Below are 24,237 nucleotides of genomic sequence, written 5' to 3'. Positions count from 1 at the left end.
GTTTCGTCATGGCCAAGTACATTCTTGCGATCGACCAAGGAACGACGGGGTCGACAGCGTTGGTGGTCTCCCTCGAGGGCAAGACCTTGGGCCGTTACAACACGGAGTTTCCCCAGCATTTTCCAAAGCCGGGGTGGGTCGAGCACGACGCGCGGGAGATTTGGGCCTCGGTCGTGACCGCCGTGAATCAAGCGCTGGCGGCCGCCAAGGTCGATTCGAAGGACATCGCCGCCATCGGCATTACCAATCAGCGCGAGACCACCTTGGTGTGGGACCGGGCCACCGGCGAGCCCATCGCCCGCGCCATCGTGTGGCAGTGTCGCCGCACGGCCGATACATGCGATCGGCTCAAGGCCGAGGGGCACGAGCCGCGGGTGCGCGAGCGCACCGGTTTGGTCATCGATGCGTATTTTTCGGGGACCAAAATTGCGTGGCTCCTCGACCACGTGGAGGGCGCCCGGGCGCGGGCCGAGAGGGGTGAACTTGCTTTTGGGACCATTGATACATTTTTGGTCCACAAGCTCACCAAGGGCGCCGTGCACGCTACGGATGTCACCAACGCGTCGCGCACCATGTTGATGAACCTGGCCCGCACCGAGTGGGATCCGGAGCTTTGCGAGCTGCTGAACGTCCCCGACGCGGTGCTCCCGACGATCGTGGGGAGCGCCGAGGTGGTGGGCACGACGCGCGGTGTCGGTTTTCTACCCGACGGCATCCCCATCGCCGGTATCGCGGGTGACCAGCAAGCTGCGCTCTTCGGCCAGGCCTGTTTTGGCGAGGGGGACGCGAAGTGTACCTACGGCACCGGGGCCTTTGCGCTGATGAACATTGGCGCGCGCCCGGTGTGGAGCACCCATGGCCTGGTCACTACGGTTGCCTGGAAGGTCGATGGCGAGGTGACGTATGCGCTCGAGGGGAGCGCGTTCATTGCCGGGGCAGCAGTTCAATGGTTGCGCGATGGTCTCGGGATCATTCGGTCGGCCGGTGAGGTCGAAGAGCTCGCGAGAAAAGTCGGGTCGAGCGATGGGGTCGCCTTCGTCCCTGCGTTGGCCGGGCTCGGCGCGCCGTATTGGGATCAAGGCGCGCGCGGAACCATTGTTGGGCTGACCCGCGGGACGACCGCGGCCCACATTGCACGGGCGACCCTCGAGGGGATCGCCTTTCAGGTCTGGGACCTCTTGCGGGCGATGACGAAAGACGCCAAACGTGAAGTGGTCAAGCTTCGCGTCGACGGCGGCGCCGTGCAGAACGATTTGCTCATGCAGCTTCAGGCCGACATTGCCCACGTTACAGTAGAACGCCCGATGGAAATCGAGTCCACCGGGCGGGGCGCGGCCATGTTGGCGGCGGTCGGGGCCGGGCTGGCACGAATGGCCGAGCTGACGAATCGGGTGCAGGTCGAAAAGCGCTTCGAGCCCCAGGTCGGGGAGGCCGACCGTGCCGCAATGCTCAGCAGGTGGAACGACGCAATTTCCCGTGCAAGATCAGTGATAGCGTAACTCCCTTTCATGGACCCGTGAAAAATGGCACTCTGTTGTGACCGCCGGCGCTTGGAATAGGGGCCCGGTGCTTAGAGAATACCGCTCCCGCGTTCCTAGCTTTGCGCTCCTTCCGCGATCTTCAGCCCAAGATTGCACGAGGTGCCTTTGTCCGCCGTATTCGCGTTGGGACGTCTCCGACGCCTCTTATGCCTTCGAAGGAGCAAGTCATGAATGAGCCTGCGGACCGTCCCGCCGCGACGACGCGCGATGTGCCCGTCGATTGGGAAGCACTCGAGGACGCATTCGAAAACAACGCACCGGAAGTCCATAGCTACTTACATCTATCGACCGGTGAGGTCCTTCGCGTGGTGGATGGGGTCGCCGACCCGCAGATGCACGTCCGCATCTCGTCGGACCCGAACTACCTCCGGATCGATCCGGTGAGCTCCCGCGAGCAATACCGGTGGATGGAGCGGTTCATTCCGATGGTGGAGGACAACGATCTTCGCGCCAAGCTCGGACATGCCATCGATGGGAAGGGGGCGTTTCGCCGTTTCAAGGACGTGCTCATGTCCTTTGGTGCGGACCGCGAGAAATGGTTCACGTTCCGCAGCGAGCGCCTGCGCACCTTCATGGAAGCTTGGCTCACGGCCCACGCCATCCGCCCGACGGCGCGGCCGCAATGGGCCGAGAATTCATCGGCAGGACCGGAAAGCGAGGGCCCGTTGTCCGAGGTCGGTCCGTCGAGTGAAGAAGCACCGAAGTCGACCAGCGGCCGCCGCGCTCGAAACGCGGAGGCGAGCCGGCAGCACCTGCGCGAGGTGGCCGAAGGACTCGGCCCCCGCGATCTGGAGACGATCGTAGCCTTCGCCGAGTTCTTGAAGGCGCGCCGCGCGGCGCGGGGCTTCGCGCACCACCACGAGCACCTGCAGGAGCGCGAGCGGCAAGCCCCGAAGATCGATCCGGGCCCCGCGTCGCAACGTTCGCCCGAGGAAAAAGAAGCGCGGTGATGCGTTCTGCGCCGCGCGCGCGCCCGCGCCTGCGCCTGCGATGGACCCGGGTCGCGGTGGCGGCGGTGCTCGCGCTGACGGCGAGCCTTCGCGATGCGGCGGCCCAAGAGGAAGACATCGTCGACGGGGTGGCGGTACGGTTTTATTCCGCGGAGACGGGGGGTGTTTCGCGACCGCGGTTCATCATGCAGCGCGTGCTGGCGTTCGAAGCACGCATCCAAGCCAAGGTGGAGGACGGGGGCGCGCGCGCATACCAAGATCGGCATGTGCGGGCCGCGATGGATCAGCACATCGCGGAGGAGCTCTTGGTCGCGCTGCCCCTGGAGCGGGCGCCCGACGAGGCCGAGATCGCGCGGGTCTCCGTCGATTTGCGCGAGGGGCTCGTGCAGCGGATCGGCGGCGACGTGGTGCTCCGGGAGCTCGCCGAGATGGAGCGCATCTCCGAGGCCGAGCTGGGGGCGCTCTTTCGACGGAGGGCGCGGGCCGCGCTTTACGTCGAGCGCGCGGTGCTGCCGATCCTCTACCCATCGGAGGAGCAGCTGCGCGACGTGTATCGGACCGCACCGCACCCGTATAAGTCGCAGAAGTTCGAGGAAGCGCGGCTCCCGTTCGCGCGCTGGTACGTCGATGAAAGATTGCGTGCGGCAGAAACGGCCTTCTTGCAGGCCGCTCGCTCGCGGGTGAAGATCGCCGCCACAAGATGAGCTCAGCGGACAGTAAGAAGGTGGTGATCGCCGCCCTCGCGGGCAATCTCGCGATTGCCTTTTGCAAATTCGGAGCGGCGCTCCTCTCGGCGTCCACCGCCACGTTGGCCGAGGCGGTTCACTCGCTGGCGGACACCGGAAATCAGGGCCTCTTGCTGGTGGGCTTGGCCCTCGCGGCCCGCCCCGCCGACGAGCGCTACCCCTTCGGCCGCTCGGCCGAAAAGTACTTCTGGGCCTTCGTGGTCGCGCTGATGCTCTTCTCGATCGGCGGCGCGTTCGCCATCTACGAGGGCATCAAGCATCTGCTGCACCCCGAGGATCACCACGTAGGCAAACAGATCGCGCTCGATCTCTTCGGGACGCACATCGGCTTCGACGCCAGCTATTTGAACTACGCGGTGCTCGGCACCTCGATCGTCTTCGAGGCCTTGAGCTTTCGGGTGGCGTTCGGCGAGTTCAAGGTCATGTCGCGCGGAAAGCCCTGGAGGCGATCGCTCCTGGAGGCCAAGGATCCGACCATCCCGCTGGTGTTGGCGGAGGACACCGCGGCCTTGGTGGGGCTCGCCATCGCGTTGGTCGCCGTCACCCTGAGCCATGTGACGGGGCAGTCCTGGTGGGATCCGGTGGGGAGCTTGATCATCGGCGGCTTGCTCACCTTCGTGGCGGTGATGCTGGCGCGCATCACGCACGGTCTGCTCATCGGCGAGGCGGCCTCCCCGGAGGATCGGGCGAGGGTGCTCGGCATCGTGCAGGCGAGCCCGGGGGTCGAGCGGGTCACGCAGATGCTCACCATGCACTTGGGGCCCGACGTGATCATCCTCGCGTTGAAGATCGCCTTCCGCCCCGACATGCGTGTGGCCGAGATCGAGGACGCGACCAACGAGCTCGAGGCGCGGCTGCGCGCGGAGCTGCCCGACATGAAGAAGATCTTCGTGGAGCCGGACTCCCGCGGTGACGGCCGCGGGCTGGTGATCCCCGGCACCGCCGCCACGGCACGCGCCACCAGCGCACGATCCGATCTGGGGGAGCAGACGTGATCCGCGCAGGCCTCGTCGTAGGCCTGATGCTCGTGATCGCGTTGGTGCTCACGTTCCTCCCAGGCGGCGGTCGCGGGCGCGCGCGCGCCAACGACGCCAAGACGCAGAGCCCCCGGCCAGGCGCACCGACGGCGCGCGTGGGGTTGGTGTTCGACATCGACGGGCGGGGCGACAAGAGCTTCAACGACGCGGCCTACCTGGGGCTGATGCGCGCGCGCGACGAGCTCGGCGCCGAGGTGAGCTACCTGGAGCCGGGTCAGAGCGAAGATCGCGAGGCGGGGCTTCGTCTGTACGCGTCGCGCAACCTCGATTTGGTCATCGGCGTCGGGTTCATCTTCTCGAGCGACGTCGACGCCGTGGCCCGCGCCTATCCGCACGTGAGCTTCGCGTGCGTCGACTACGCACCGGGGCCCGAGGGCCCACCGCCCAATGTGGCCGGCCTGTCCTTCCGCGAGGAAGAAGGCTCGTTCCTGGTGGGCGCGGCCGCGGGCTTGGTGTCCAAGACGGGCCACGTGGGCTTCGTCGGCGGCATGACCATTCCTCTCATCCGCAAATTCGAAGCGGGCTACATCGCGGGGGTGAAGGCCACGTGCCCGACGTGCGAGGTGCACTCCGCCTACGCGGGGGCGACCCCCGAGGCCTTCAAAGATCCGGCAAAGGGAAAGACGTTGGCCATGACCGAGGTCGCGGCGGGCGCAGACGTGGTCTACCACGCCTCCGGCGCCACCGGCCACGGCGTGTTCGAAGGCGCACGCGACGCGCATGTCCTCGCCATCGGCGTCGACTCGGACCAATACGACGAGATGCCGGAGGTGGTGCTCACCAGCATGGTCAAACGGGTCGACGTGGCCGTCTTCGAGGCCGTGCGCTCCGCGATCGAGCATCGCTTCCGCGGCGGCATCCTCCAGCTCGGCGTGCGCGATCACGGCATCGACTACGTGCACGAAGGCCCGCACGCCGCGCGTCTCCCCCCCGCGGTCACGGCGCGGGTCGAAGAGCTCCGCGCCGGGATCATCGCGGGGACGATCGCCGTCCCCGCGAAGTGACCCACGAAAAACCGCCAGGACACCAAGGCCGCCAGGGTGGAAGGCTGCGCAAGCATGGACCGCGCAAGCCCAAACACCCTCCACCCCCTGGCGATCCTAGCGTCCTTGCGGTCGACTCATCTCATTCGAGGACCCTGCTTACGGATCAGTGCGCGTTCTTCCGCGCCCGATTCCGGAAGTAGAGCTTCGGCGGCCAGAGCACCTCCTCGTCGGCCGACGCGGCTCCAATTTCGGCCTTGGGCGCAACGGCTTCCGGCGCGGCGGTCGCGGCGGTGGCACCCGGCAAGAGCCCGGCCCACGTTTGCACGCGGGTGGACGCCTTCGTCCAATCGGCGCCCTTCAGCGACGTGAAGTGGACGACGTGCCCGGTCGACGGGCCCTCCGTGATCCAGAATTTGTGCGCATCCTCGACCCCGGGATACTGCACGGATTGGCCGCTCCAAGCGTCGGTGCTGCCGTAGACGAAGACCATCCGCTGCGCCTCCGACTTCAAATAGTGCACGGTCAGGCGGGACGAGAGCGGATTGTAGGTGGGGTTCGTGCCGTCCGGCAGGAAGTAGCAGAACGGCTGCTCCTTCGGATACCGCAGGAGATCGGCGAGCGGGGTCTCGTCGATCTGGTAGATGCCCATCTCGGCGCACCCTTGATAGATGTACGCGCGCGGATCGTAGCGCTGGATGCCTTGGTCGCTGTACGAGAACTTGCCGACCCAGTTGTCGTACGCCGCGTAGAGCTCGTCGTCGGTGGCCGACGCGCCGACGAAGTCGTTGCAGTCGGTGAGCGGGTTGGCCCCGAGGTAGAAGCCGAAGTGGAAGTCCTTGATTCCGAGCTCGATCGCCTTCTGGATGGGCAGCTTGGTGAACGTCTCGCCCGCCTCCTTGGCCTCGGCCAACGTCTTCTTGGCGATGACGTCGCGCCGCTTCAGCACCTCGCGCTCGAAGCCGACTTTGTTGGCCGTGCACTGCGGAAAGCGCGACTCGAGGGAGCGGAACCACTCCGGGTAGCGCGGCCCCATGAACTCGGTCTGCAGCGGGGTGACGATCGCGACCGTACCGTCGACGTCCTCCGGGTAGAAGGTGCGGTAGGCAATCTGCGTCATGCCGCCTTTGCTGCGGCCGTGCGAGATCCATTTACCGGCATAAATCGACTTGAGCAAGCTGACGACGTGGTGGAAGTCGTGGGCCGATTGTTCGACGGTGAGGTATTTCCACTGGTCCGGCGTGAGCGGTGACGGCACCGATTCTCCGTAATACCGGTACTCCATCGAAATTTGATTGCTCTTGATCACGGGCTGCACGTCGCTCAGGATCTCGCGGAGCTCGTATCCGCCGGAGTAGAGCACCACCGGAGCTTGCTCCGATACGTGCCAGAGCGCGAACCGTTGCTCGAAGCGCCCGCCGAGTGGCCTCGAGTGGTCGAGCGGCTGCGAGATCTTGATGATGAATTTCCGGGCGTTCGCCACCTGTCCGGGGGCTACTTCCTGCACGCTGGTGAAATCGGGAATGGCCTTGAGCCGGTCCAGAATGTCCACTGCTTTCGAAGCCTCGAGCTGGCTCTCCGAGGCTCCGGGGTCGTTGGAGGCGGCGGAGTTGGTCGGATCTCCGCTGCACCCGGCCGCGCCCAATAAGAACAACGATACTGCAGTATACGCAACATAGGATCGCATGCCCGATGTGTTGCGCCGCACGCCACATTCGGCAATACACGCAACGTCGATGGCGGATTAAGTCGGGTGTTTGGCGGGCATCGATCGGAAAACGTTCATTGCAATTCTAAATATCGACCGTCACGGGCAAAAGGGGACCGACCGATTCCAATACACCGCCGGCTGCATAGGCATATCCAACCAAGCTCTCGAGCTCGAGATCGCCAGCGAGGGTGGCCACCTCGATGGTGCGCCCCGTGTCCGGCGCGCGGCATTTCCATCCGACGATCAGCGCCTTCTTCACGCGCTCGGAGCCGAGGACGATGCCCTCGCGCGGTCCTCGATCGAAGATCGCCCACTTGGAGGCGGCGGCCGCCAGCAGCTCGATCACCATGGGCTCGTCGACGGCGCCGGCGTACGGCGGATCGCGCAGCAGCCATGCGAGCAGGTGCAGGTGCAGCGTCCAATCCATGGACGGCTTCGCCTGGTCGAGCCAATCGGAGAAGCGGCGGAAAATGTCGGCTCCGTCCGGGGGCGCCAGCGCGAGGACGCGCGGGCAGGGGTCGAAGAGCGTATGCCACCGCAGGCGCATGGCAAACTCCGCCACCGCACGCTCGCGCGTCCCCTCGGGCAAGGTTCGGGCGCGCGCCAAGGACAAATACGACCGCTCGATGCCTTCACGGAGCATGTGCGCGCTCCTCGAGTCTCCCCGGCCGCTGCGAAACCGAGAGCTCCGCGAGCCGGCGCACGGCCGAAAGATCGGCGCTCCACGGTTCGAGCTCCACGTTGTTGTCACGTTCCACGCTGATGGTCGACGGATGCCATGCGACGCGGAGCGCGTGCTCGGTGTAGGCGAGCGTATCGTCTGCGAGGTTGGTGCCGTGCATGTCGAGGGTGACGAAGGGGGGCTCGGTCGATGGCTCGTAGCCCGCCACGTGAAAGTGCTCGGTGTCGCGAACGAGGCGGTCCCACGCCGAGAGGCTCAATCCGCAATTGCGTTGGGCGCACACCGCGTTGGAAATGTCGAACAGCAGGCCGGCGCCGGTGTCGCGTAGGAGGCTCTCGAGGAAGGCGGGCTGCTCGTGCCCCGCGTCGAACACCGACGGGTAGTTCTCGAAGAGCACCCGCGACTCGAGCCGATCTTGCCACGCGAGGACCGCGCGCCGCGCGCCGTCGTAGGCGGGGCCGTAGTCGAGCTCCGGCAGATAAATGAGCTCGCGGCCCTCGATGGAAAAGCGAAGGAGGTGATCGGAGATATAGATGGGTTTTAGCTCGCGGGCGAGGGCGCGGATTCGGCCGGCCATGAACGCGAGGTCCTCGGGGCCGCGCTCCATGAACCGCGAGTGCATGATGTGGAAGGCCACCGGGACGCCGTCCAAGGCCTCGGCCATGGCGCGTGGCTCCACGTGCAAGAAGTTGTCGATGAGGACCTCGACGAAGTCGGCGACCCTGCCGCCCACCATTTGCTGGATGAGCGGCAGATGAACACCGCGGGTCCAATTGACGCCGACCTTCACCATTTACAGCTTGAGAGCCGCACAGATCCCGGCGCATCGCGCCGCGCCGAGGTCACCCACTTCGATTTCACGAACCGCAACGACCTCGACCCGCTTCGACTCGAGGGTGGATGTCTTCTGGGCGACTTCCTTCTTCACCATGGTCATATCGATCTCCTTGTGAGGTTTGACTCGACAAAGAGATCGATAACGATTCAGCTCGCCGTGGGCGATGCGGCATGCTGTCGCACGCCCGGCGTGCGGCATACTGTCGCACGCCCCGATACCTTTGGTTAGGCGCGCATGGCGGTGACGGCCGAGACGCGGGCCGCGCGGACGGCGGGGAAGAAGCCGCCGATCAAGCCGACGAAGCCCGAGAGGACGACCGACCCAATCAGGATTTCGGGCGTCGGCCGGAACTCGAAGACGATCTCCGACCAGCTGGCGAAGTTCATCATGGAGATCTTCACGAACCCCATCAAGAGCGAGGGAATGACCCCCACCAAGCCGCCCATGATCGCCAAGGAGACCGACTCGAGCAAGAAGGAGAACAGGATGCTCCAGCGCGGAAAGCCGAGGGCGCGCAAGGTCCCAATCTCCCGCTGACGGTTGGCGACCGCCGCGTACATGGTAATCATGGCGCCGATCATCGCGCCGATGGCGAAGAAGAAGGCGATGATGCTCCCGAGCCCCGAGAGCAGCTTGCTCGTCCCCTCCGACTGCTTCTCGAAGTATTCGACCTCGCGCATGGCCAAGAGCCCGAGCCGTTTGTCCTGCTCGACCACCGCTCGAAAGGCATCGAACGAGGCCGGCGAGTCGAGGAGCACGTGCACCGAGGAGACGACACCCTCGCGCCGGAAGACGGTGCGCAGGACCTCGAGATCGACCCACACCTCGGACTCGTAGGAGGAGCCCCCGGCCGAGAAGACGCCGACCACCTTGGCGTGGCGGTTCTTTTTCAGCTCGAAGGTCTGGCCGATCTCGAGGCCACGAAAGCGCCCGCGAATGCGCTCGCCGACCAGGACCTCGTCGCTGCCTGGGGACGGCGCCTTCCCCTCGACGATCTTGAACTCCGGCCGCAGCTTCAACGACACGTCGGTCACGCCGCGGAGCTGCACGTTGCTGATGCCGTTGGCGCCGATCTTCTCCATGGCGTTCACCGCCACGATCTCGCCCGCGCCGAGCGGCAGGCTGACCTCGCGCTTCACCCCGGGCGCGGCGAGCAAGAGGCTCATGGTCGGCGTTTCGACCACGCTACTCAGCTCGTTGTCGCTGCCTTTGCGCATGACCATGGCTGCGTTCGGGCTGCCGGAGGTGGTGAGCGTTCGCCGGATGCCCTCGGCGAGCATGAGCGCAGAGGCGAAGACATAGACGACCAGGGCCACGCCCAGGCCCGTCGCGATGGTGGTGGTTTTGCGCACGGCCAGGCTGCGCAGGTTGTACCGAATCGGGATCATGCGATGACCTCAGGCTACCCGGCGCAGGGCGTCGACCACGCGCAGTTTGGAGACGCGGTAAGCGGGGATGGCCCCCGCGAGAAGACCGACCAAGACGGACGCGAGAAAGGCGAGGATGGCGGTGGTGGGGGTGACGCGGAAGTAGGGGAAGTAGTTCCCCATGTTCTCCTCGATGAACCGCCCGAGCCCCTTCTCCACGAACGGATAGGCGACGAGCAGCCCGAGCACCCCGCCGATGGAGGCCAGGAGCATCGACTCACCCAAGACGAAGGCCACCAGGTGCTTCGGCAAAAAGCCAATCGCCCGCAGCACGCCGTACTCGTTGGTTCGCTCGCGCGCCGCCATGGCGATCGTGTTGCCCAAGATGAGCGCCATGATGACGAGGATGACGAACGAGATGAGCCTCAGCGCCTTGAGGAGCGCCGAGAAGGACGCGAGGAACGAGGCGGTGAAGGCGCCCTCGTCCTGGCTCAAGGTCTGCGTCTCCTGCTCCTCGAAGTGCTTGTCGATGCGGGTGCCGATCTCCGTCGCCCTCGAGGGATCGTTCACGCGGCTCACGATCCAGCCCACCTGGTCACGGCTGCGCTCGCGCACGGCGTCGTTCATGTAGTCGTAGTGGAAGAAGAAGCTCGAACGATCGACGGACTTGGCCAGCGCGTCGTAAATCCCTTCGATCACGAACTCCCAGTTCTCCACGTCGGGGAAGAACGGTGATTGGAGCGTGATCTTGTCGCCGACCTTCCAATTGAGCTTTCGCGCCAGGACGTCGCCGACGATGGCCCCCTTGCGGTTCTTCTGCCAGGCCTCCTTCTGCGCCGGCGCGAGGCCCATCTCGTTGTAGACCTCCAGGTACGTCTTGGGGTCGACCGCGAAGGTCGCGAAAAATTCGCTGTCGTGCGCGGGATCCTTGCCGCCGAACCACACCGCGAAGGTGCTCTGCTTGATGCCGAGCTCCTGGGCGTGCTGCTCGAGATCATTGACGTACCGGTGAGGCAACGTCATGACGAACGTGACCTTGTGCCGGGTCACCACCCGATCTTTGGCCGCCGATTCAGCCCCCACCTCCCACGCCCAGACCACCGTGCGCAGAAGAACGAAGGCCACCACCGGCACGGCGACGCCGAAGATGGTCAACACGACACGAAATCGATTTCGCGCCAAATTTCGGAACGCGAGATAAAGGAAATTCACGGCGGAGCCTCATTCATGAAAGGGTGCACGAGCGTGCGGGGGCCGTCCCGAGTAGCGCCCGACGAAGGTGGGCATGGCCAGAGCGAAGGACGACACGGCGGGGGAGGTGGCGCTCCGGCCTACGGCGGTCGTGGGTTCCTTCGTACCCAGCACCCGCGGTCGCCGGTGCTTCGGGGGTCGGGATCGAGGATCACGAACCCGCATTCACGTCAGCGCGCCTTTTTCGAGGCGGCGGACGATGCCGGCGCGTTCGGCGGCGACCGGATCGTGGGTGACCATGACGATGGTCTTGTTCAATTCTTTGTTGAGCGTCTCCAGCAGCTTCAGGATCTCGTCGGCGCTGTGGCGATCGAGATCGCCCGTCGGCTCGTCACAGACCAGGATTTTCGGATCGTTCACGATGGCGCGGGCGATGGCCACGCGCTGCTCTTGACCGCCCGAGAGCTGGCGCGGGTAGTGGTTCATGCGCTCCGCCAGGCCCACGATGCGAAGGGCGGTCTCCGCGCGCTTGCGCCGCTCACCGGATGGAACGGAGGTGAGGAGGAGCGGCAGCTCCACGTTCTCCACCGCCGTCAGGACCGGCAGCAGGTTGTACGACTGAAAGATGAATCCAATGTTGTCGGCGCGCCATTTGGCCAGCTGACCCTCGGTCAGGCTGTCGATGCGCTGACCCCCGATCTCGATGGACCCCGCGCTGGGGCGATCGAGGCCGGCGATGAGGTTGAGCAGGGTCGACTTGCCCGAGCCGGAGGGGCCCATGAGCGCTTCGAAGGAGCCATTGGGGATATTGAGGGAGAGCTTGTCGAGCACCTTGACCGCTTCGTCGCCGCGATAATAAGTCTTGTCGATCCCACTCAGCTTGATGATGGCGTCCGTATCCGCCGAACGATAAGCCGCTGCAGTCTGCATTAGTTCCTCTTGATCTCTTGGCCGTCCGATAGGGTCGGTGATGGGTCTTTGACCAACATGGTTCCGGGCGGAGGGCCGTTCTTCAACTCGAAGCCGTTGGCGAACGGTGCCCCGAGCTCCACCGGCTGCTGGCGCACCTTCTCGCCCTCGATGGCAAATACCACTTTCGCGCCCCCCCGATCGACGATGGCCGACGAGGGGACGATTTTGCGCGAAGGCTCCTTGAGCTGCCCCTCGTCGAGCGCTTTGTTGAGGAAGCTGACCCTCGCGCTCATCTCGGGCAGCACGCCCTCCGCCGGGTCGATCATCTTGATTTTGACCGTGCCCGTGGCCTTTGCGCGATTGAGCTTGGGGCTGACCTCCACCACCACCGCGCGAATGCGCTTGCCGGGGAAGGCGTCCAGCACGACCTCACACGGGCCATCCTTCTTGATGGTGCTCATCTTCCCTTCGGGCACGTCGGCCTCGATGAGGAGCGAGTCGAAGTCGACCAGCTCCAGCAGCGGGAGCTCGAAGTTCAAGGTCGTCCCCACTTGAACGGGCTTGTTCACGACCGTGCCATCGATGGGGGCGACGATGCGGTAGTTCCCGAGCCCCACCGTGAGCGCGTGCACCTCCGCCTTTTGCGCCTGCGCCTCCGCCTCCATGGCGGCGGCCGTCGCGTTCAACGCGCTGGTGCGCGCCTCGAGATCTTGCGAGTTCGCGGGCGCGACCGCGCCGGAGGCCACGAGCTTCTTCTCGCGGGCGAGCTGCTGCTGCACCTCTCGGGTCTGCGCCCGCGATGCGCGCGCCTTGGCCACCGCGGCGGCGTAACGGGCTTGGGCCGCGGCGATGGCGCTCTTTTGGTCGGTCACGTCGAGGTCGAACAGGGGATCCCCCGCCTTGACCCGCGATCCCTCCCTTATGTAATTTTTCGATATCTTACCGATCACCTTGGCGCCGATGCGGGCGCTGACCTGGGGAACGACATAGCCGGTTGCACTCAGCTCGATGGTGGCTTGCGCGGGCGACACCATGGCGACCTCGGTGACATCCACCTTGGTTTTGAAGAATTTTGCCTCGATGTAAGGGGCCGCGACCGTATAGGCGACGACGCCGACCCCCATCGCGGCCGCCACACCTACGATGAGGACCAAGGAACGCCCGCTCTTCCGCTCTGGCTTGGAGCCGCGTTCGATTTTCAGCGACAAAAGATCGTTCGATAGCTGTTCCGACATGCGAAGTGCTCCCGGAGCGCGCGCGCCGATGCATGGATGAGTGGATGCCTGGGTGCGTGGATACGCGCAGTTCCGCGTTGTGTCAGGGCTCGGTCAGGTTTTGATGCCAGTTTTGATGTCGAAGGAATGAACGCGGAGCGTCGAGGCTCAAGGTAACCCCCCTAGAATACACGCGCCGCTCGGACGCGCTAACGGCTAATCTCGTCCTACGCAGTCGTACGGAATCATACGGAAATCATCTGGAGGAAAAAATACATGGCTTACGTTCACGGCGGTCGCATTGTCGCCCAAGCCCTCAAGCGTCATGGCACGACTCATCTTTTCACCCTTTGCGGAGGCCATATCCAGGCGATTTACGACGGCTGCCTCGATGAGCGGATCCGTGTCGTCGATACGCGCCACGAGCAGACCGCCGGCCACGCGGCCGATGGGTATGCGCGGGTCACCGGACGGCCCGGTGTTTGCGCGGTGACCGCAGGGCCCGGGGTGACCGATGTGGTCACGGCCGTGGCCAACGCCCATCGCGCCGGGGTGCCCATGATTGTCATTGGTGGCGCGGGCCCCCGGCTTCTGACCGATATGGGGTCCCTTCAGGACATGGATCATGTGACCTTGATGCGCCCCATTACCAAGTGGAGCGTTCAAGTACCCGAGACGCGTCGCATTGCCGAGTACATCGATGCCGCATTTCGCGTCGCGCAGGCAGGCGTGCCAGGCCCCGTCTTCTTGGAGATGCCCCTCGATCTGTTGATGAACGTGCACGACGATGCCGATGTGCCCGCAACGGCGCCCTTCGTCGAGCCGCCGCGCCCGGCGGGCGATGCGCGCGCGATCGAGCGGGCCGCGGCCTTGCTTCGCGAGGCGCAGCGCCCCTGTTTTCTCGTGGGATCGCAGATCAAATGGTCGCCGCTGCGCGAGGCGGTGGCGCGCGCGGCCGACGCGTTCGAGGTCCCGTTCTACCTCAATGGAATGGCGCGCGGTGCGCTGCCGTCGCAGCACGCGGGGCTCTTTTCGCGCTCGCGCCGATTTGCGCTGGGCCAAGCCGACGTGGTGTTCGTGTTTGGCACGCCATTCGATTTTCGCGTCGATTATGGACGAACCCCGACATGGGCGGACGGGGTGAAGATCGTGCAGGTCGATCTGGAGGGGGCCGAGCTCGGACGCAATCGGCGGGTCGAAATTGGGATTCATGGCGACAGCGGGTTGGTGCTCGACCAACTCGTGCGCGCCCTTCCCTCGAAGAAGGCCCCCGAGTGGCTGGCGGCCGTGCGCGCCGACGAGAAGAAGCGGCGCGAAAAGATGGAGGCGGAGATTGGGTCGAACGACTCGCCGCCCAATCCGCTGCGGGTGTGCGCCGAGCTGGGAAAGCGTTTGCACCCGAACGATATCGTGGTGGGCGACGGCGGCGACTTCGTGGCGACGGCCGCGTACGTGCTCAAGCTGGAGTGGCCGCAGTTGTGGATGGACCCGGGGCCGCTCGGGACCCTGGGCGTGGGCCCCGGTTATGCCATGGCCGCCAAGTTGGCGCGCCCGGATGCCAACGTCGTTCTCGTGTACGGCGACGGCAGCTTCGGGCTGCACGCGATGGAGTTCGAGGCGATGGCGCGCCAGAACATTCCGGTCATCGCCGTGATTGGAAATGACGCCGGCTGGACGCAGATCCGCCGCGGGCAGGTGGACATTTATGGGGAGGAGCGCGCGGTGGCGACGGCGCTCGATTACACGCGCTACGAGAAGGTGGTGGAGGCGTGCGGCGGCTTCGGGGCGTACGTGGAGAAGGTGGAGGAGCTCGGCCCGGCGCTCGATGCCGCGTTCGCCTGCGGTAAACCCGCGTGCGTCAATGTGAAGATCGCCAAGAGCGACTTTCGCAAAGGGGCGATCAGCGTCTGATACGGCGGTCACGCATTGCCTCGAAAAGCACCATCCCGTATGGTGTACCGTACGATGTACGGTTCGAGGCAAAATGTGTCAAGTAGGGTCCGGCGGAAGAGCCTCGGGAGCACGTTTTTGTGAACGGGAGGAAGGACCAACCGACGGACCCTGCCCGCAGCCTCGCGCTGCTATGGGGATCGCAAGCCAAGCCGGGGAGGTCGGGGCTTCAGGTGTGCTCCATCGTCGCGGCGGCCATCGAGCTGGCCGACGCCAAAGGGCTCGACGCCGTGTCGATGCGGCAGGTGGCCGATGTGCTGGAGGTGGGCACCATGTCGCTCTACACGCACGTCCCCGGCAAGGGCGAGCTGACGGATCTGATGATCGACACCGTGTGCGGGGAGCTCTACGAGGACGTGGAGGCGCCCTCGCGGCAGCCGGGATGGCGCGAGGCTCTTCGCTTCATCGCCTTGCGCAACTGGGAAACGTTCCAGAAGCACCCCTGGCTGCTCGACATCGTGGGGCGCCCGGTGCTCGGCCCCAATGGCTCGCTCAAATACGAGGCGGAGCTGCGCCCGCTCGAGGGCCTCGGGCTCACCGACGTCGAGATGGACTCGGTGCTGTCGTTGATCCTGACCCACGTCGAAGGCGCCGCGCGCGTCCGCGCCAACGCCGCGCGCGTGCAGCGCGAGAGCGGGATGACCGACTTGGAGTGGTGGGTGGCCACGGCGCCCATCCTCGAGAAAATCGTGGATCCGGGGCGGTTTCCGCTGGCCACTCGGGTCGGGATGTCCGCGGGCATCGCCTACCAAGCTTCGTCGAACCCCGACGCGGTCCACTTCGGGCTCGAGCGGATCTTGGACGGGGTCGCGCTGCTCATCACGGAGCGGCAGCGCGGACGCGAGGCGCGCGGGCCGGACGGCGGCTAACTGAGCCACACGACGGTGACGCCGTCGCCGCCTTCGTCGTGCGTCCCCGCGCGCAAGTGGGCGACGTAAGAGCTCGATTTCAGCTCCTTGCGCAGGGCATCGCGCAGCGCGCCGGTGCCGTGGCCGTGCACCAGGAAGGCGACCGGGCGGCGATCGTTGAGGCATCGGTCGAGGAACGAGGTGGCCAGCGCCAGCGCGTCGTCGACCCGCAGCCCGCGCAGATCGCACGTGTTGTCCTTGGTGGCGATGGCCGGCTCGTTTCGCGGCGCGGGTTCTTTTCCGGCTTTGCCCGCGCCGGGCGGTGCGGCCGCGGGTGCCGGCTCCGGCGCGGCGGAGCGAAGCTCGCCCAGGGGCACGTTCAACTTGAGCGCCCCCGCCGACACGCGCACCGACTCGCCCGAGACCTCGACCACCTCGGCCTCGGCGCGAAGGCGCGGAACGTAGACGCGGGTGCCTCGGCGGACCTCGCCCGGCGAGAGCGCGCGGCGCGACTCCCCCGCGTCACCGCGCGCTCTCTCCGGGCGCGCGACGATCCCTTCGAGCTCGCCGCCCAAGGCGACGGCGCCCGAGACGCGCTGGATGGCCCGCTCCGCGTCGCGCAGCTGGGCCTCGTCGAGCTTCTTGGCGCGCAAGCGGGCTTGCGCCTCGCGCAGATCGTCCTTGGCGCGGCGCAAGCTCGTGAGCAGCGCCTCCGCCTCGCGCGAGACGATGCGCGCCTCTTGCGCGCGCGTTCGGGCGATCTCGTCGTCGAGGCGCGCGCGGGCTTCGTCGGCCTCGCGCTCGCGGGTGACGGCGGCGCTGCGCGCGAGCTCCAGGGCGGCCCGCTCTTCGTGCAGGCGCTTCACCAAGGTCTCGAAGCTTTGATCTTCGCGCGAGAGGAAGCGCTCGGCGCGCTCGATGACCGTGCTCGGCATGCCGAAGCGGCGGGCCACGGCCAGGGCGCTGGAGCTCCCGGGGATGCCGATGGTGACGCGGAAGGTGGGCTCCATGGTGGACAGGTCGAAGCCCACCGAGGCGTTCTGGAAGCGATCGTCGGCCAGGGCGAGGGCCTTGAGCCCTTCGTAGTGGGTGGTCACCACCACGGCGCCGCCGCGCGCGCAGAGCGAGTCGAGCACGCCGGCGGCCAGCGCCTCGCCCTCGCGGGGATCGGTGCCGCCCGCGAGCTCGTCGAGCAGGACCAGCGCGCCGCGGTGCGCAGCATCGAGGATGTCGCGCAGGTTGGAGACGTGCGCGCTGAAGGTGGAGAGGTTCTTCGAGAGGTTCTGATCGTCCCCCACGTCGCTCACGACCACGTCGAAGATGCCGACGGTGCTCCCCTCGTCGCACGCGACCGGGAGCCCCGCGCGAACCATGAGCGCCGCGAGCCCCATGGTCTTGAGCGCCACCGTCTTGCCGCCGGCGTTCGGGCCGCTCACCACCACCGCGCGGCCGGCGACGATGGAGAGATCGCTCGGCACGACCTGGGTGCCATCGAGCGCCAAGAGCGGGTGCCTCGCCTGGCGCAGATCGAGCCGCGGCTCGTCCACGACCTCGGGGAACACCAGCGCGAGCTCCTCGCCGAGGCGCGCGATGGCCGCGAGCACGTCGGCCCGGGCGATGGCCGCGCGGCACGCCTCGAGGCTGGGCAGCGCGTCGGCCAAGAGGGACGAGAGACGCGTGTAGACCGCGATCTCTTCGCGCTCGACCTCGGCGTCGAGCATCTTGAGGCGGTTGCCCATGGGGATGACCGCGCGCGGCTCGACGAAGATGGTGGACCCGCTGGCGCTGGTGGCGTGCACCAGCCCCGGGAAGCGCTCGTGGGCATCGGCGCGGACGGGCAGCACGTAGCGGCCCTCGCGCTCGGTGATGAAGCGCTCTTGGAGGACGCGCTCGTAGCGCCCCATCAAGTCCTCCAAGCGCGTGATCATGCGCTGGCGCGCCACCTGGCGTTCGGCGCGAAGGCGGCTCAGCGCCGGGCTGGCGCGGTCCGACAAGGTGCCGTCCGGATCGAACGAACCGGCCACTTCCTCGGCCAGCGCGTCGAGGGTGGGATCGGTGGCGCACGCCGCGTAGAGCGCGGGGTAGGTGGCGCGGCGTTGGTGCAGGTAGCGCCGCAAGGTGCGCGCGGCGGTGAGCATGTTGCCGATGCCGCGAAGCTCGACGGGGCCGAGCGCGCCGCCCACCTTCAAACGACGGATGGCGTCGCCTGCGTCGAAGGTGGCTTCGATCGGCAGAGGCTCGCCGGAGGCCAGGCCCGTAAACGCTTCTTTGGCCTCCGCGAGGCGGGTGCGCAGCTCGTCGCGCGTCTGGGCAAAGGGAAGCACGAGCGCTTCGGCCTGGCCCATCTCGCCCTGGCAGCGTGAAGCAATGGCGGAGAGCACGCGGTCCCACTCGAGGTCCGCCCGCGTTTTCGCCGGGCACGCAGCTTCCAATGTGGGATATCCAGCGCTCAAGGTCGAGGAGTAGTAGGGCGCGTTTTCCTCCGACGCAAGCCGCGCCCGACGTTCCGCGCGGCTTGCCGCGCCGGCGATCAACGCTTCGGACGGTCCGTCTTGCGCTCGCCCTGGGCGCGTTTTTCGTTCACGACCCGGGTGATGGTGGCCAGCATGGCCGCAAAGTCCACCGGTTTGGCCAGGTGCTCGTCGAAGCCCGCGCCGAGGGCGGAGACGCGATCGTCGTGCGCGGCATAGGCGCTCAGAGCAATCGCGGGCACCAGGGAGCCAAAGCCGAAAAGGGAAGGGGAGCTCCGCACCTGGCGGATCAACGCGTGGCCGTCCATGCCGGGCATGGCAATGTCGGAGAGCAGCAGATCCGGACGAACCTGACGGATGACCTCCAGCGCCTCGTACGCGTCGGCGACCGCGGTCACGCGGGCCCCCGCTTGGCGAAGGAAGCGCGCGATGAGCGAGCGCGAGTCCCTATCGTCCTCCACCACCAGGATGTGGAGGCGCTCCAAAATCTTTCGCTTCGGCTTCTCGGGGTCCTGCGGGGGGCTCGCCGAAGGCGACACAGGGCCTGGATTGTGGCTCATTCCGGGTGACTCCTCACGCCACCCCCCCAACGGCGAGCAAAACGACCCAGAGCAGGTAAGTGCCGAACTCACCCGTCAGGAGCGTCTTCAAGATTGGGATGCTGCCAACCTTCCCGCGTTGCGCCCCTCGGATGATTTTTCCCCGAGGCCCGGCCATTCTTCTGAAACGCGCGTGATCCTTACGGAACGAGCACGATCTTGCCCTTTACATCGCGGCGCGCCAAACGCTCCAGCGCTTCAGGTGCTCGATCGAAGGGGATCACGCCGTCGACGTGCGGACGAAGCTTCCCGTCGGCGATCCACGCGAAGAGCTGCCGGCCATGCTCGTGGTTTCGCTGGGGATCGCGCATGACGAAGGAGCCCCAAAAGACGCCCACGATCTGGCAGCCCTTGAGCAGCACCAGGTTGAGCGGGATCTTCGGGATGTCCCCCGCCGCAAAGCCGATGACCAAGTAGCGCCCTTGCCACGCGATGCCCCGAAGCGCGGGCTCGGCGAGCGCGCCGCCCACCGGATCGTAGATCACGTCGGCGCCGTTGCCCTCGGTGAGCGCCTTGATGCGCTCCTTCAGGTCCTCGCGCGTGTAGTTGATGACCGCATCGGCGCCGCGCTCCCGGCAGAACGCCACCTTCTCGTCGGTGGACGCGGCCGCGATCACGCGCGCCCCGAGCAGCTTGCCAATCTCGACGGCCGCCGTGCCCACGCCCCCGGCCGCGCCCAGCACCAGCAATGTCTCACCGGCCTTCAGCGCCGCGCGATCCACCAGCGCGTGCATGGTGGTGGCGTACGTGAGCAAGGTCGCGGCGGCCACCTCGAAGGGGGTCTCGCCGATGTCGACCACCGTCTGCGCGGGCACCGCCACGGTCTCGGCGAAGCCGCCATGGATCATGGTCGTCGCCACGCGATCGCCGGGCGCGAGGTGCGTGACGCCGGCGCCCACCGCGCGCACGACGCCGGCCGCTTCGCCGCCGGGCACGAAGGGCGGGTCGGGTTTGAATTGGTATTTGCCATTGGCGAGCAGCAAATCCGGGAAGTTGACGCCGGCCGCTCGAACGTCGATGAGGACCTCGCCCGCGCCGGCCACGGGCTCGGGGATGGCGTCGACGCGCAGCCCCGCGGGGCCGGTCAAGGTGTGAACGCGCACCGCCCGCATCGTCTTCTCACTTGTCATTTCCGCCTCCGGCGCCGCTCGGTATGGGGTTCGCTTCGCGTTCGAGGTAACGGAAGATGGTGCGTGGGTCGACGCCCAGATCGCGCGCGGTCTGGGTGCGGTTGCCGTTGTTGCGCTCGAGCACCTCGAGCACATACTTGCGCTGGAACTCCTCCTTGGCCTTCTCCAGCGGCAGAATGGGGTTCTCCGCGTTCTCCACCAGATCGAGATCTTCGGGGCCGAGCAGGGTCTTCTCGCAGAGCACCAGCGCCTTCTTGATGCGGTTCTCCAGCTGGCGGATGTTGCCCGGCCAGGTGTGCTTCTTGATGGCGGCCAGCGCCTGCGGCGTGAAGCCTACGATCTTCGACGCCAGCTCGTCGGCGTACTTGGACAGGAGCGCCTTGGCGATGATGAGCACATCGTCTCCGCGCTCGCGCAGCGCGGGGAGATAAATATTCACGACGTTGAGACGGTAATAGAGATCCTCGCGGAACCTCCCTGCGCGAATCTCCTCTTCGAGCACGCGATTGGTGGCCGCCACCACCCGAATGTCGACCTTCTCCGGACGCGAATCGCCCACGCGGAAGACCACGCGCTCTTGAAGTGCGCGCAGCAGCTTGACCTGCAGGTTCAGCGGCAGCTCGCCGATTTCGTCGAGAAAGAGTGTACCTTTGTCGGCTACTTGGAATTTGCCGGGGCGCGAGGCGACGGCGCCCGTGAACGCTCCTTTGATATGCCCAAATAGTTCACTCTCGATGAGATTTTCCGGTATTGCCCCACAATTGATGACGACGAAAGGTTGATTGGCGCGATTCGAGCGGCGGTGCACCTCGCGCGCGATCAGCTCTTTGCCGGTCCCGGTCTCCCCGGTGATGAGGACGGAAATATCGGTCGTGGCCACCTTTTGGAGCTTGCGGAACACCTCGAGCATCGAGGGGCACACGCCGATGATCTCGCCGAATCGCTTGTCCTTCAGCTCGGCGGAGAGGCGATCTTTGTCGGCGCGCAGCGCGGAGAGGAGCATGGCGTTCTGCAGGATGAGCGAGGCTTGCCCGGCGAAGATGGAGAGCACGTCGAGCTGCGAGCGCTCGAAGAGGCCCTTGACCCGATCGTTGCCGACGTACATGGCGCCGATCACGTGCCCTTGCGCCATGAGCGGCGCGCACATGACGCTGGAGACGCGCAGCGCGAGCACGCTCTCGCTCGAGCCGAATTGGGCGTCGCTCAAGGCGTCGCTGACGATGATGGGGCGGCCGCTCTCGAGCACTTTGCGCACGATGCTGTCCGACACCAGGTTCGGCGCGGTGCCAATCGCTTCGCGCCGGATGTGGCGCGATGCACGCACGACCGGCCGGCGCGAATCGGCCTTGTCGCCGGTTGGCGCTCCGCTCGCGGCGCCCGGCTTCTCGAGCGGCGGCGCGCTGGCTGCACCCGCGGGGCCGAGGGCGTCGTCGAGCAGCAGGATGAGGCCTTTTTCTCCGCCGGTGACCTCGAGCACGAGGTCGAGCATCGTGTCGAGCAGCTCGTCGAGGCCCTTTTGGGTCATCAACTTTTCGCTGAACTCGAAGAGCTTCCGCACGCCCGCCAAGGTGGTGTCGGTGGCCTCGGGCGCGCCGCGCTCACGGGCGCCGGCCCCGCCTTCGGGTTCGGTCCGCGGCTCGTCGAAGACGCTGAACTGCAGCTCCGCGTCGCCGAGCGTGAGCCGATCGCCGTGCACCAGACGCGCGCGCCGCTTCTTCTTCCCGTTGATCAAAATTTCGCCGCTGCGGTCGACCTCCTCCAGATTGAAGTCGCGACCGTCGAAGAGGATCTGCGCGTGCGTCTCGGCGATGCCTTGTGTGGGCACGGCGACGTCGTTGCCGAGCGCTCGGCCGATCGTGGAGACCGGCTTGAAGAGCGAGAACACGCGAGGAGAGCCTTGAGTGGGAAACCATTTCAATGTGGGCATGGCGTCTTCGAGCTGGCGAACCACCAAATCGTGTCCGGAAAAAAACGGCGTGGCGGGGGAACCGATACTTATATCGTAGGTCGTACGTCCGATGGGTCTCCGAAGCTTCGACCGCGACAAACGCGACTGAACAAGCGCTAGGCTCGCCACTGGCGGTGGTCGTTCGCGCGCGCGCGCTTCGAGTACTTGACGGGGTCATGACACATGTCGCCCGCGATTTCTCAATTGACTGCGGTCACTTGGTGAGCGAAATAAGGGCCTCGCTCATTTGAGAAGTACATCGAGGAGGAGATTTCCATGAAGAAGGCAGCTATTTTCGCCGCGATTGCGATGGGACTCGTGGCTTGTGGTGGTGAGAAGCCGGCGGCGGATCCGTCGTCGACGACGACCACGACGACCAGCCCCAGCGATCCGGCGGCCGCTCCGGCTGCGGGTTCCGCGGCTCCGGCCGGCTCCGCAGCGCCTGCCACGTCGACCCCCGCTCCCGCGAAGTAAGGTCTCCCTTGCCGTTTGCGCCCGACTGTTTTCCAGCAGCGGGATGGGAGTACAGTAAGCATTCAAATGAATGCGCGTAGGGCCTCTGAAAAGAGGCCCTTCGTGTTTTTGTGATGGATCCGGCAGGGTCGGTCCGGGTAATTCAAAGCCTTGTAAGCACATACATCGTGCGAAAGAGAAGGGCTGCATGAATCGAGTCTTCCCGGCCTTCGGCCTGTTGATCATCGCGATGTTTGCCTGGCAGGGCTGCGGCGGCAAAGAGAAGCCCCCGCTGACCCCCGATGGCCCCGAAGCTGAAGTGGCGGACGCCGGCCCCGGTCCGTCGACGATGCCAGCGCCTGATCCGCACAATAAGTAAGCGGAGCGGCGCCTTATCGAAGCGCTTCCCGAATGCGCCGCCTCCACGCGCCGCCGAAAGCTCCGGCGTAAAAACGCACGCCTAAAACTCGCCAAAGGCGGAGATCAATGTGCCGCCAGGTGAAGATGACATCGACGTGCCCGGCAACGGCGGCACGGGGGTCATCCCAAGCTGGAAGGGCGCCTTGAAGAACGAACCGGCCCGGCGATCGCCGTCGTCTTTGACGTCGGCGGCGAGGACGGCTGCGAGCCCGAGGCCCGCGAGGCCGCCCGCCGCGTTGGCGACGAGGCCATGGCGCGGGTTGGAGTCGGAGCCGATGTAGAAGAAGTACACGACCGACGAGAGCGCGGTGCCGGCGACATAGCCGAGCCACATGTACTTGAGCGAGTTGTACGAGGGGACGTAGAAGGTCGAGAGCGCGCCGGTGGCCGCGATGCCCGCGTTGTAGCCGACGAAGCCCACGACGCTGGCGGCGTCCTTCCAGTCGCCCGTGCTGAAGCCCGCGCCCAACATGGTGCCCGAGATCGCGCCCCACGCGGAGCCGCTGGCGATGAAGGCGAGGCTGCGCGGATCGGGGTGAAGCCACTCGCCGAAGAAGTAGCCACCGACCCCCCCGCCCGTGGCCGCGAGGAACGTGAGGGTGGAGTAGCCTTGAAAGCTCTTCGAGGTGAGGGCGTTGCCGCCCGTGTGCTGCCAATGGAGGCCGGAGATGGCCATCCCTTCCACCGCGCCCAGCGCGAGGCCGGTGGCCATCGACGAGGGCACGCCGCGGTGAAAGCGATCGTAGTCGTCCCAAAAATAGACGCCGATGGGGAACGCGGCGCCGAAGCCGATGGGCGCGAGGACGGCGAGCCCCGGATCGCTGATCTTGCCCAAGGCGTCGATCCAGATGCCGGTCCCCACGCCGTAGGCGATGCTCATGCCGTAGAGGAAGCCCATCTCCTCGCTGCCGCGCTTGTCGCTCTTGCCGCGTGTGAGCGCCGGCGCCGGATACGGCTGCTGCCCGTACGGCGGCTGCTGCCCGTACGGCGGATATCCAGGTTGCGCATATCCTCCTGGCGGTGGCTGTCCATATCCGGGTTGTGCGTAGCCCGGCGGCGGCTGTCCATATCCGGGTTGCGCGTAGCCCGGCGGCGCGCCGTATCCGGGTTGCGCGTAGCCCGGTTGCGGATAGGGCTGCGCGTTCGCGTCGGCGGTGAACGTGAGAAACGCCGAGACGCTCGCGGCTAGCCCCACCCGAAGAGCCAAGAAATGCATGGGATTGGCTCTATCCCATTCAATTGCACC

The 24,237-nt window shown here is 66.2% G+C and carries 22 protein-coding genes; 9 read left to right on the top strand and 13 right to left on the bottom strand.

Annotation, left to right across the window (positions count from 1 at the left end):
• Window positions 1-8: 8 nt before the first annotated feature.
• The 5 genes from glpK to LZC94_31900 all read left to right on the top strand — a co-directional run bounded on the left by glpK (window position 9) and on the right by LZC94_31900 (window position 5,278).
• Window positions 9-1,499, top strand: coding sequence for a glycerol kinase GlpK (gene glpK, locus LZC94_31920; protein WXB12443.1), 1,491 nt, complete (start codon window positions 9-11; stop codon window positions 1,497-1,499).
• A gap of 209 nt (window positions 1,500-1,708) precedes the next feature.
• The gene (locus LZC94_31915) at window positions 1,709-2,491 is read left to right on the top strand and encodes a UPF0158 family protein (protein ID WXB12442.1); all 783 of its coding nucleotides are present in this window, start codon (window positions 1,709-1,711) and stop codon (window positions 2,489-2,491) included.
• Window positions 2,488-3,195, top strand: a complete 708-nt coding sequence (locus tag LZC94_31910) for a hypothetical protein (GenBank protein ID WXB12441.1) — start codon at window positions 2,488-2,490, stop codon at window positions 3,193-3,195. The genes LZC94_31915 and LZC94_31910 overlap by 4 nt, the downstream gene beginning before the upstream one ends.
• Window positions 3,192-4,232 (top strand): cation diffusion facilitator family transporter, encoded by a 1,041-nt coding sequence (locus LZC94_31905; protein WXB12440.1) that lies wholly within the window; start codon window positions 3,192-3,194, stop codon window positions 4,230-4,232. The genes LZC94_31910 and LZC94_31905 overlap by 4 nt, the downstream gene beginning before the upstream one ends.
• The gene (locus LZC94_31900) at window positions 4,229-5,278 is read left to right on the top strand and encodes a BMP family ABC transporter substrate-binding protein (protein ID WXB12439.1); all 1,050 of its coding nucleotides are present in this window, start codon (window positions 4,229-4,231) and stop codon (window positions 5,276-5,278) included. Before LZC94_31905 ends, LZC94_31900 begins: the two co-directional genes overlap by 4 nt.
• Window positions 5,279-5,423: 145 nt before the next feature.
• On the opposite strand, the gene LZC94_31895 is transcribed toward LZC94_31900, so the two are convergent.
• The 8 genes from LZC94_31895 to LZC94_31860 all read right to left on the bottom strand — a co-directional run bounded on the left by LZC94_31895 (window position 5,424) and on the right by LZC94_31860 (window position 13,193).
• Window positions 5,424-6,944 (bottom strand): hypothetical protein, encoded by a 1,521-nt coding sequence (locus LZC94_31895; GenBank protein WXB12438.1) that lies wholly within the window; start codon window positions 6,942-6,944, stop codon window positions 5,424-5,426.
• 106 nt (window positions 6,945-7,050) lie between these two features.
• Window positions 7,051-7,611, bottom strand: coding sequence for a hypothetical protein (locus LZC94_31890; protein ID WXB12437.1), 561 nt, complete (start codon window positions 7,609-7,611; stop codon window positions 7,051-7,053).
• Window positions 7,601-8,443 (bottom strand): DUF692 family protein, encoded by an 843-nt coding sequence (locus LZC94_31885; protein WXB12436.1) that lies wholly within the window; start codon window positions 8,441-8,443, stop codon window positions 7,601-7,603. The genes LZC94_31890 and LZC94_31885 overlap by 11 nt, the downstream gene beginning before the upstream one ends.
• Entirely contained in the window at window positions 8,444-8,587 is a 144-nt protein-coding gene (locus LZC94_31880) for a hypothetical protein (GenBank protein ID WXB12435.1), read from the bottom strand. It lies immediately after the preceding gene.
• 125 nt (window positions 8,588-8,712) lie between these two features.
• Window positions 8,713-9,876, bottom strand: a complete 1,164-nt coding sequence (locus LZC94_31875) for an FtsX-like permease family protein (GenBank protein WXB12434.1) — start codon at window positions 9,874-9,876, stop codon at window positions 8,713-8,715.
• A 9-nt stretch (window positions 9,877-9,885) separates the two neighbouring features.
• Window positions 9,886-11,013 (bottom strand): ABC transporter permease, encoded by a 1,128-nt coding sequence (locus LZC94_31870; GenBank protein ID WXB12433.1) that lies wholly within the window; start codon window positions 11,011-11,013, stop codon window positions 9,886-9,888.
• A gap of 258 nt (window positions 11,014-11,271) precedes the next feature.
• Window positions 11,272-11,976: an ABC transporter ATP-binding protein gene (locus tag LZC94_31865; protein ID WXB12432.1), complete on the bottom strand. Its 705-nt coding sequence runs from the start codon at window positions 11,974-11,976 to the stop codon at window positions 11,272-11,274.
• Window positions 11,976-13,193: an efflux RND transporter periplasmic adaptor subunit gene (locus LZC94_31860; protein WXB12431.1), complete on the bottom strand. Its 1,218-nt coding sequence runs from the start codon at window positions 13,191-13,193 to the stop codon at window positions 11,976-11,978. Before LZC94_31860 ends, LZC94_31865 begins: the two co-directional genes overlap by 1 nt.
• Window positions 13,194-13,448: 255 nt before the next feature.
• Here LZC94_31860 and LZC94_31855 point away from each other — a divergent pair, with 255 nt between their 5' ends.
• Window positions 13,449-15,083: a thiamine pyrophosphate-dependent enzyme gene (locus tag LZC94_31855; GenBank protein WXB12430.1), complete on the top strand. Its 1,635-nt coding sequence runs from the start codon at window positions 13,449-13,451 to the stop codon at window positions 15,081-15,083.
• A 119-nt stretch (window positions 15,084-15,202) separates the two neighbouring features.
• Entirely contained in the window at window positions 15,203-15,991 is a 789-nt protein-coding gene (locus LZC94_31850) for a TetR/AcrR family transcriptional regulator (GenBank protein WXB12429.1), read from the top strand.
• Here the strand turns inward: LZC94_31850 and LZC94_31845 are convergent.
• The 4 genes from LZC94_31845 to LZC94_31830 all read right to left on the bottom strand — a co-directional run bounded on the left by LZC94_31845 (window position 15,988) and on the right by LZC94_31830 (window position 22,055).
• Window positions 15,988-18,423: a Smr/MutS family protein gene (locus tag LZC94_31845; GenBank protein ID WXB12428.1), complete on the bottom strand. Its 2,436-nt coding sequence runs from the start codon at window positions 18,421-18,423 to the stop codon at window positions 15,988-15,990. The genes LZC94_31850 and LZC94_31845 overlap by 4 nt on opposite strands.
• 77 nt (window positions 18,424-18,500) lie before the next feature.
• Window positions 18,501-19,001, bottom strand: a complete 501-nt coding sequence (locus LZC94_31840) for a response regulator (protein ID WXB12427.1) — start codon at window positions 18,999-19,001, stop codon at window positions 18,501-18,503.
• A gap of 179 nt (window positions 19,002-19,180) precedes the next feature.
• Window positions 19,181-20,170 (bottom strand): NADPH:quinone oxidoreductase family protein, encoded by a 990-nt coding sequence (locus LZC94_31835; GenBank protein WXB12426.1) that lies wholly within the window; start codon window positions 20,168-20,170, stop codon window positions 19,181-19,183.
• Window positions 20,160-22,055, bottom strand: a complete 1,896-nt coding sequence (locus tag LZC94_31830) for a sigma 54-interacting transcriptional regulator (GenBank protein ID WXB12425.1) — start codon at window positions 22,053-22,055, stop codon at window positions 20,160-20,162. The genes LZC94_31835 and LZC94_31830 overlap by 11 nt, the downstream gene beginning before the upstream one ends.
• Before the next feature lie 339 nt (window positions 22,056-22,394).
• Here LZC94_31830 and LZC94_31825 point away from each other — a divergent pair, with 339 nt between their 5' ends.
• Both LZC94_31825 and LZC94_31820 read left to right on the top strand, forming a co-directional pair.
• Window positions 22,395-22,592 (top strand): hypothetical protein, encoded by a 198-nt coding sequence (locus LZC94_31825; protein ID WXB12424.1) that lies wholly within the window; start codon window positions 22,395-22,397, stop codon window positions 22,590-22,592.
• A 187-nt stretch (window positions 22,593-22,779) separates the two neighbouring features.
• Entirely contained in the window at window positions 22,780-22,950 is a 171-nt protein-coding gene (locus tag LZC94_31820; GenBank protein ID WXB12423.1) for a hypothetical protein, read from the top strand.
• 81 nt (window positions 22,951-23,031) lie between these two features.
• Here the strand turns inward: LZC94_31820 and LZC94_31815 are convergent, their stop codons facing one another.
• Window positions 23,032-24,207 carry a hypothetical protein gene (locus LZC94_31815; GenBank protein ID WXB12422.1) on the bottom strand — a complete coding sequence of 392 codons (1,176 nt, stop codon included), beginning with the start codon at window positions 24,205-24,207 and terminating at the stop codon, window positions 23,032-23,034.
• Between the last annotated feature and the right edge of the window lie 30 nt (window positions 24,208-24,237).

This window comes from Sorangiineae bacterium MSr11954, assembly GCA_037157815.1.
GTDB lineage: Bacteria > Myxococcota_A > Polyangia > Polyangiales > Polyangiaceae > Pendulispora > Pendulispora albinea.
The sequence above is the reverse complement of the archived record's forward strand: the minus strand, read 5'-3'. Positions and strand labels throughout refer to the sequence as shown.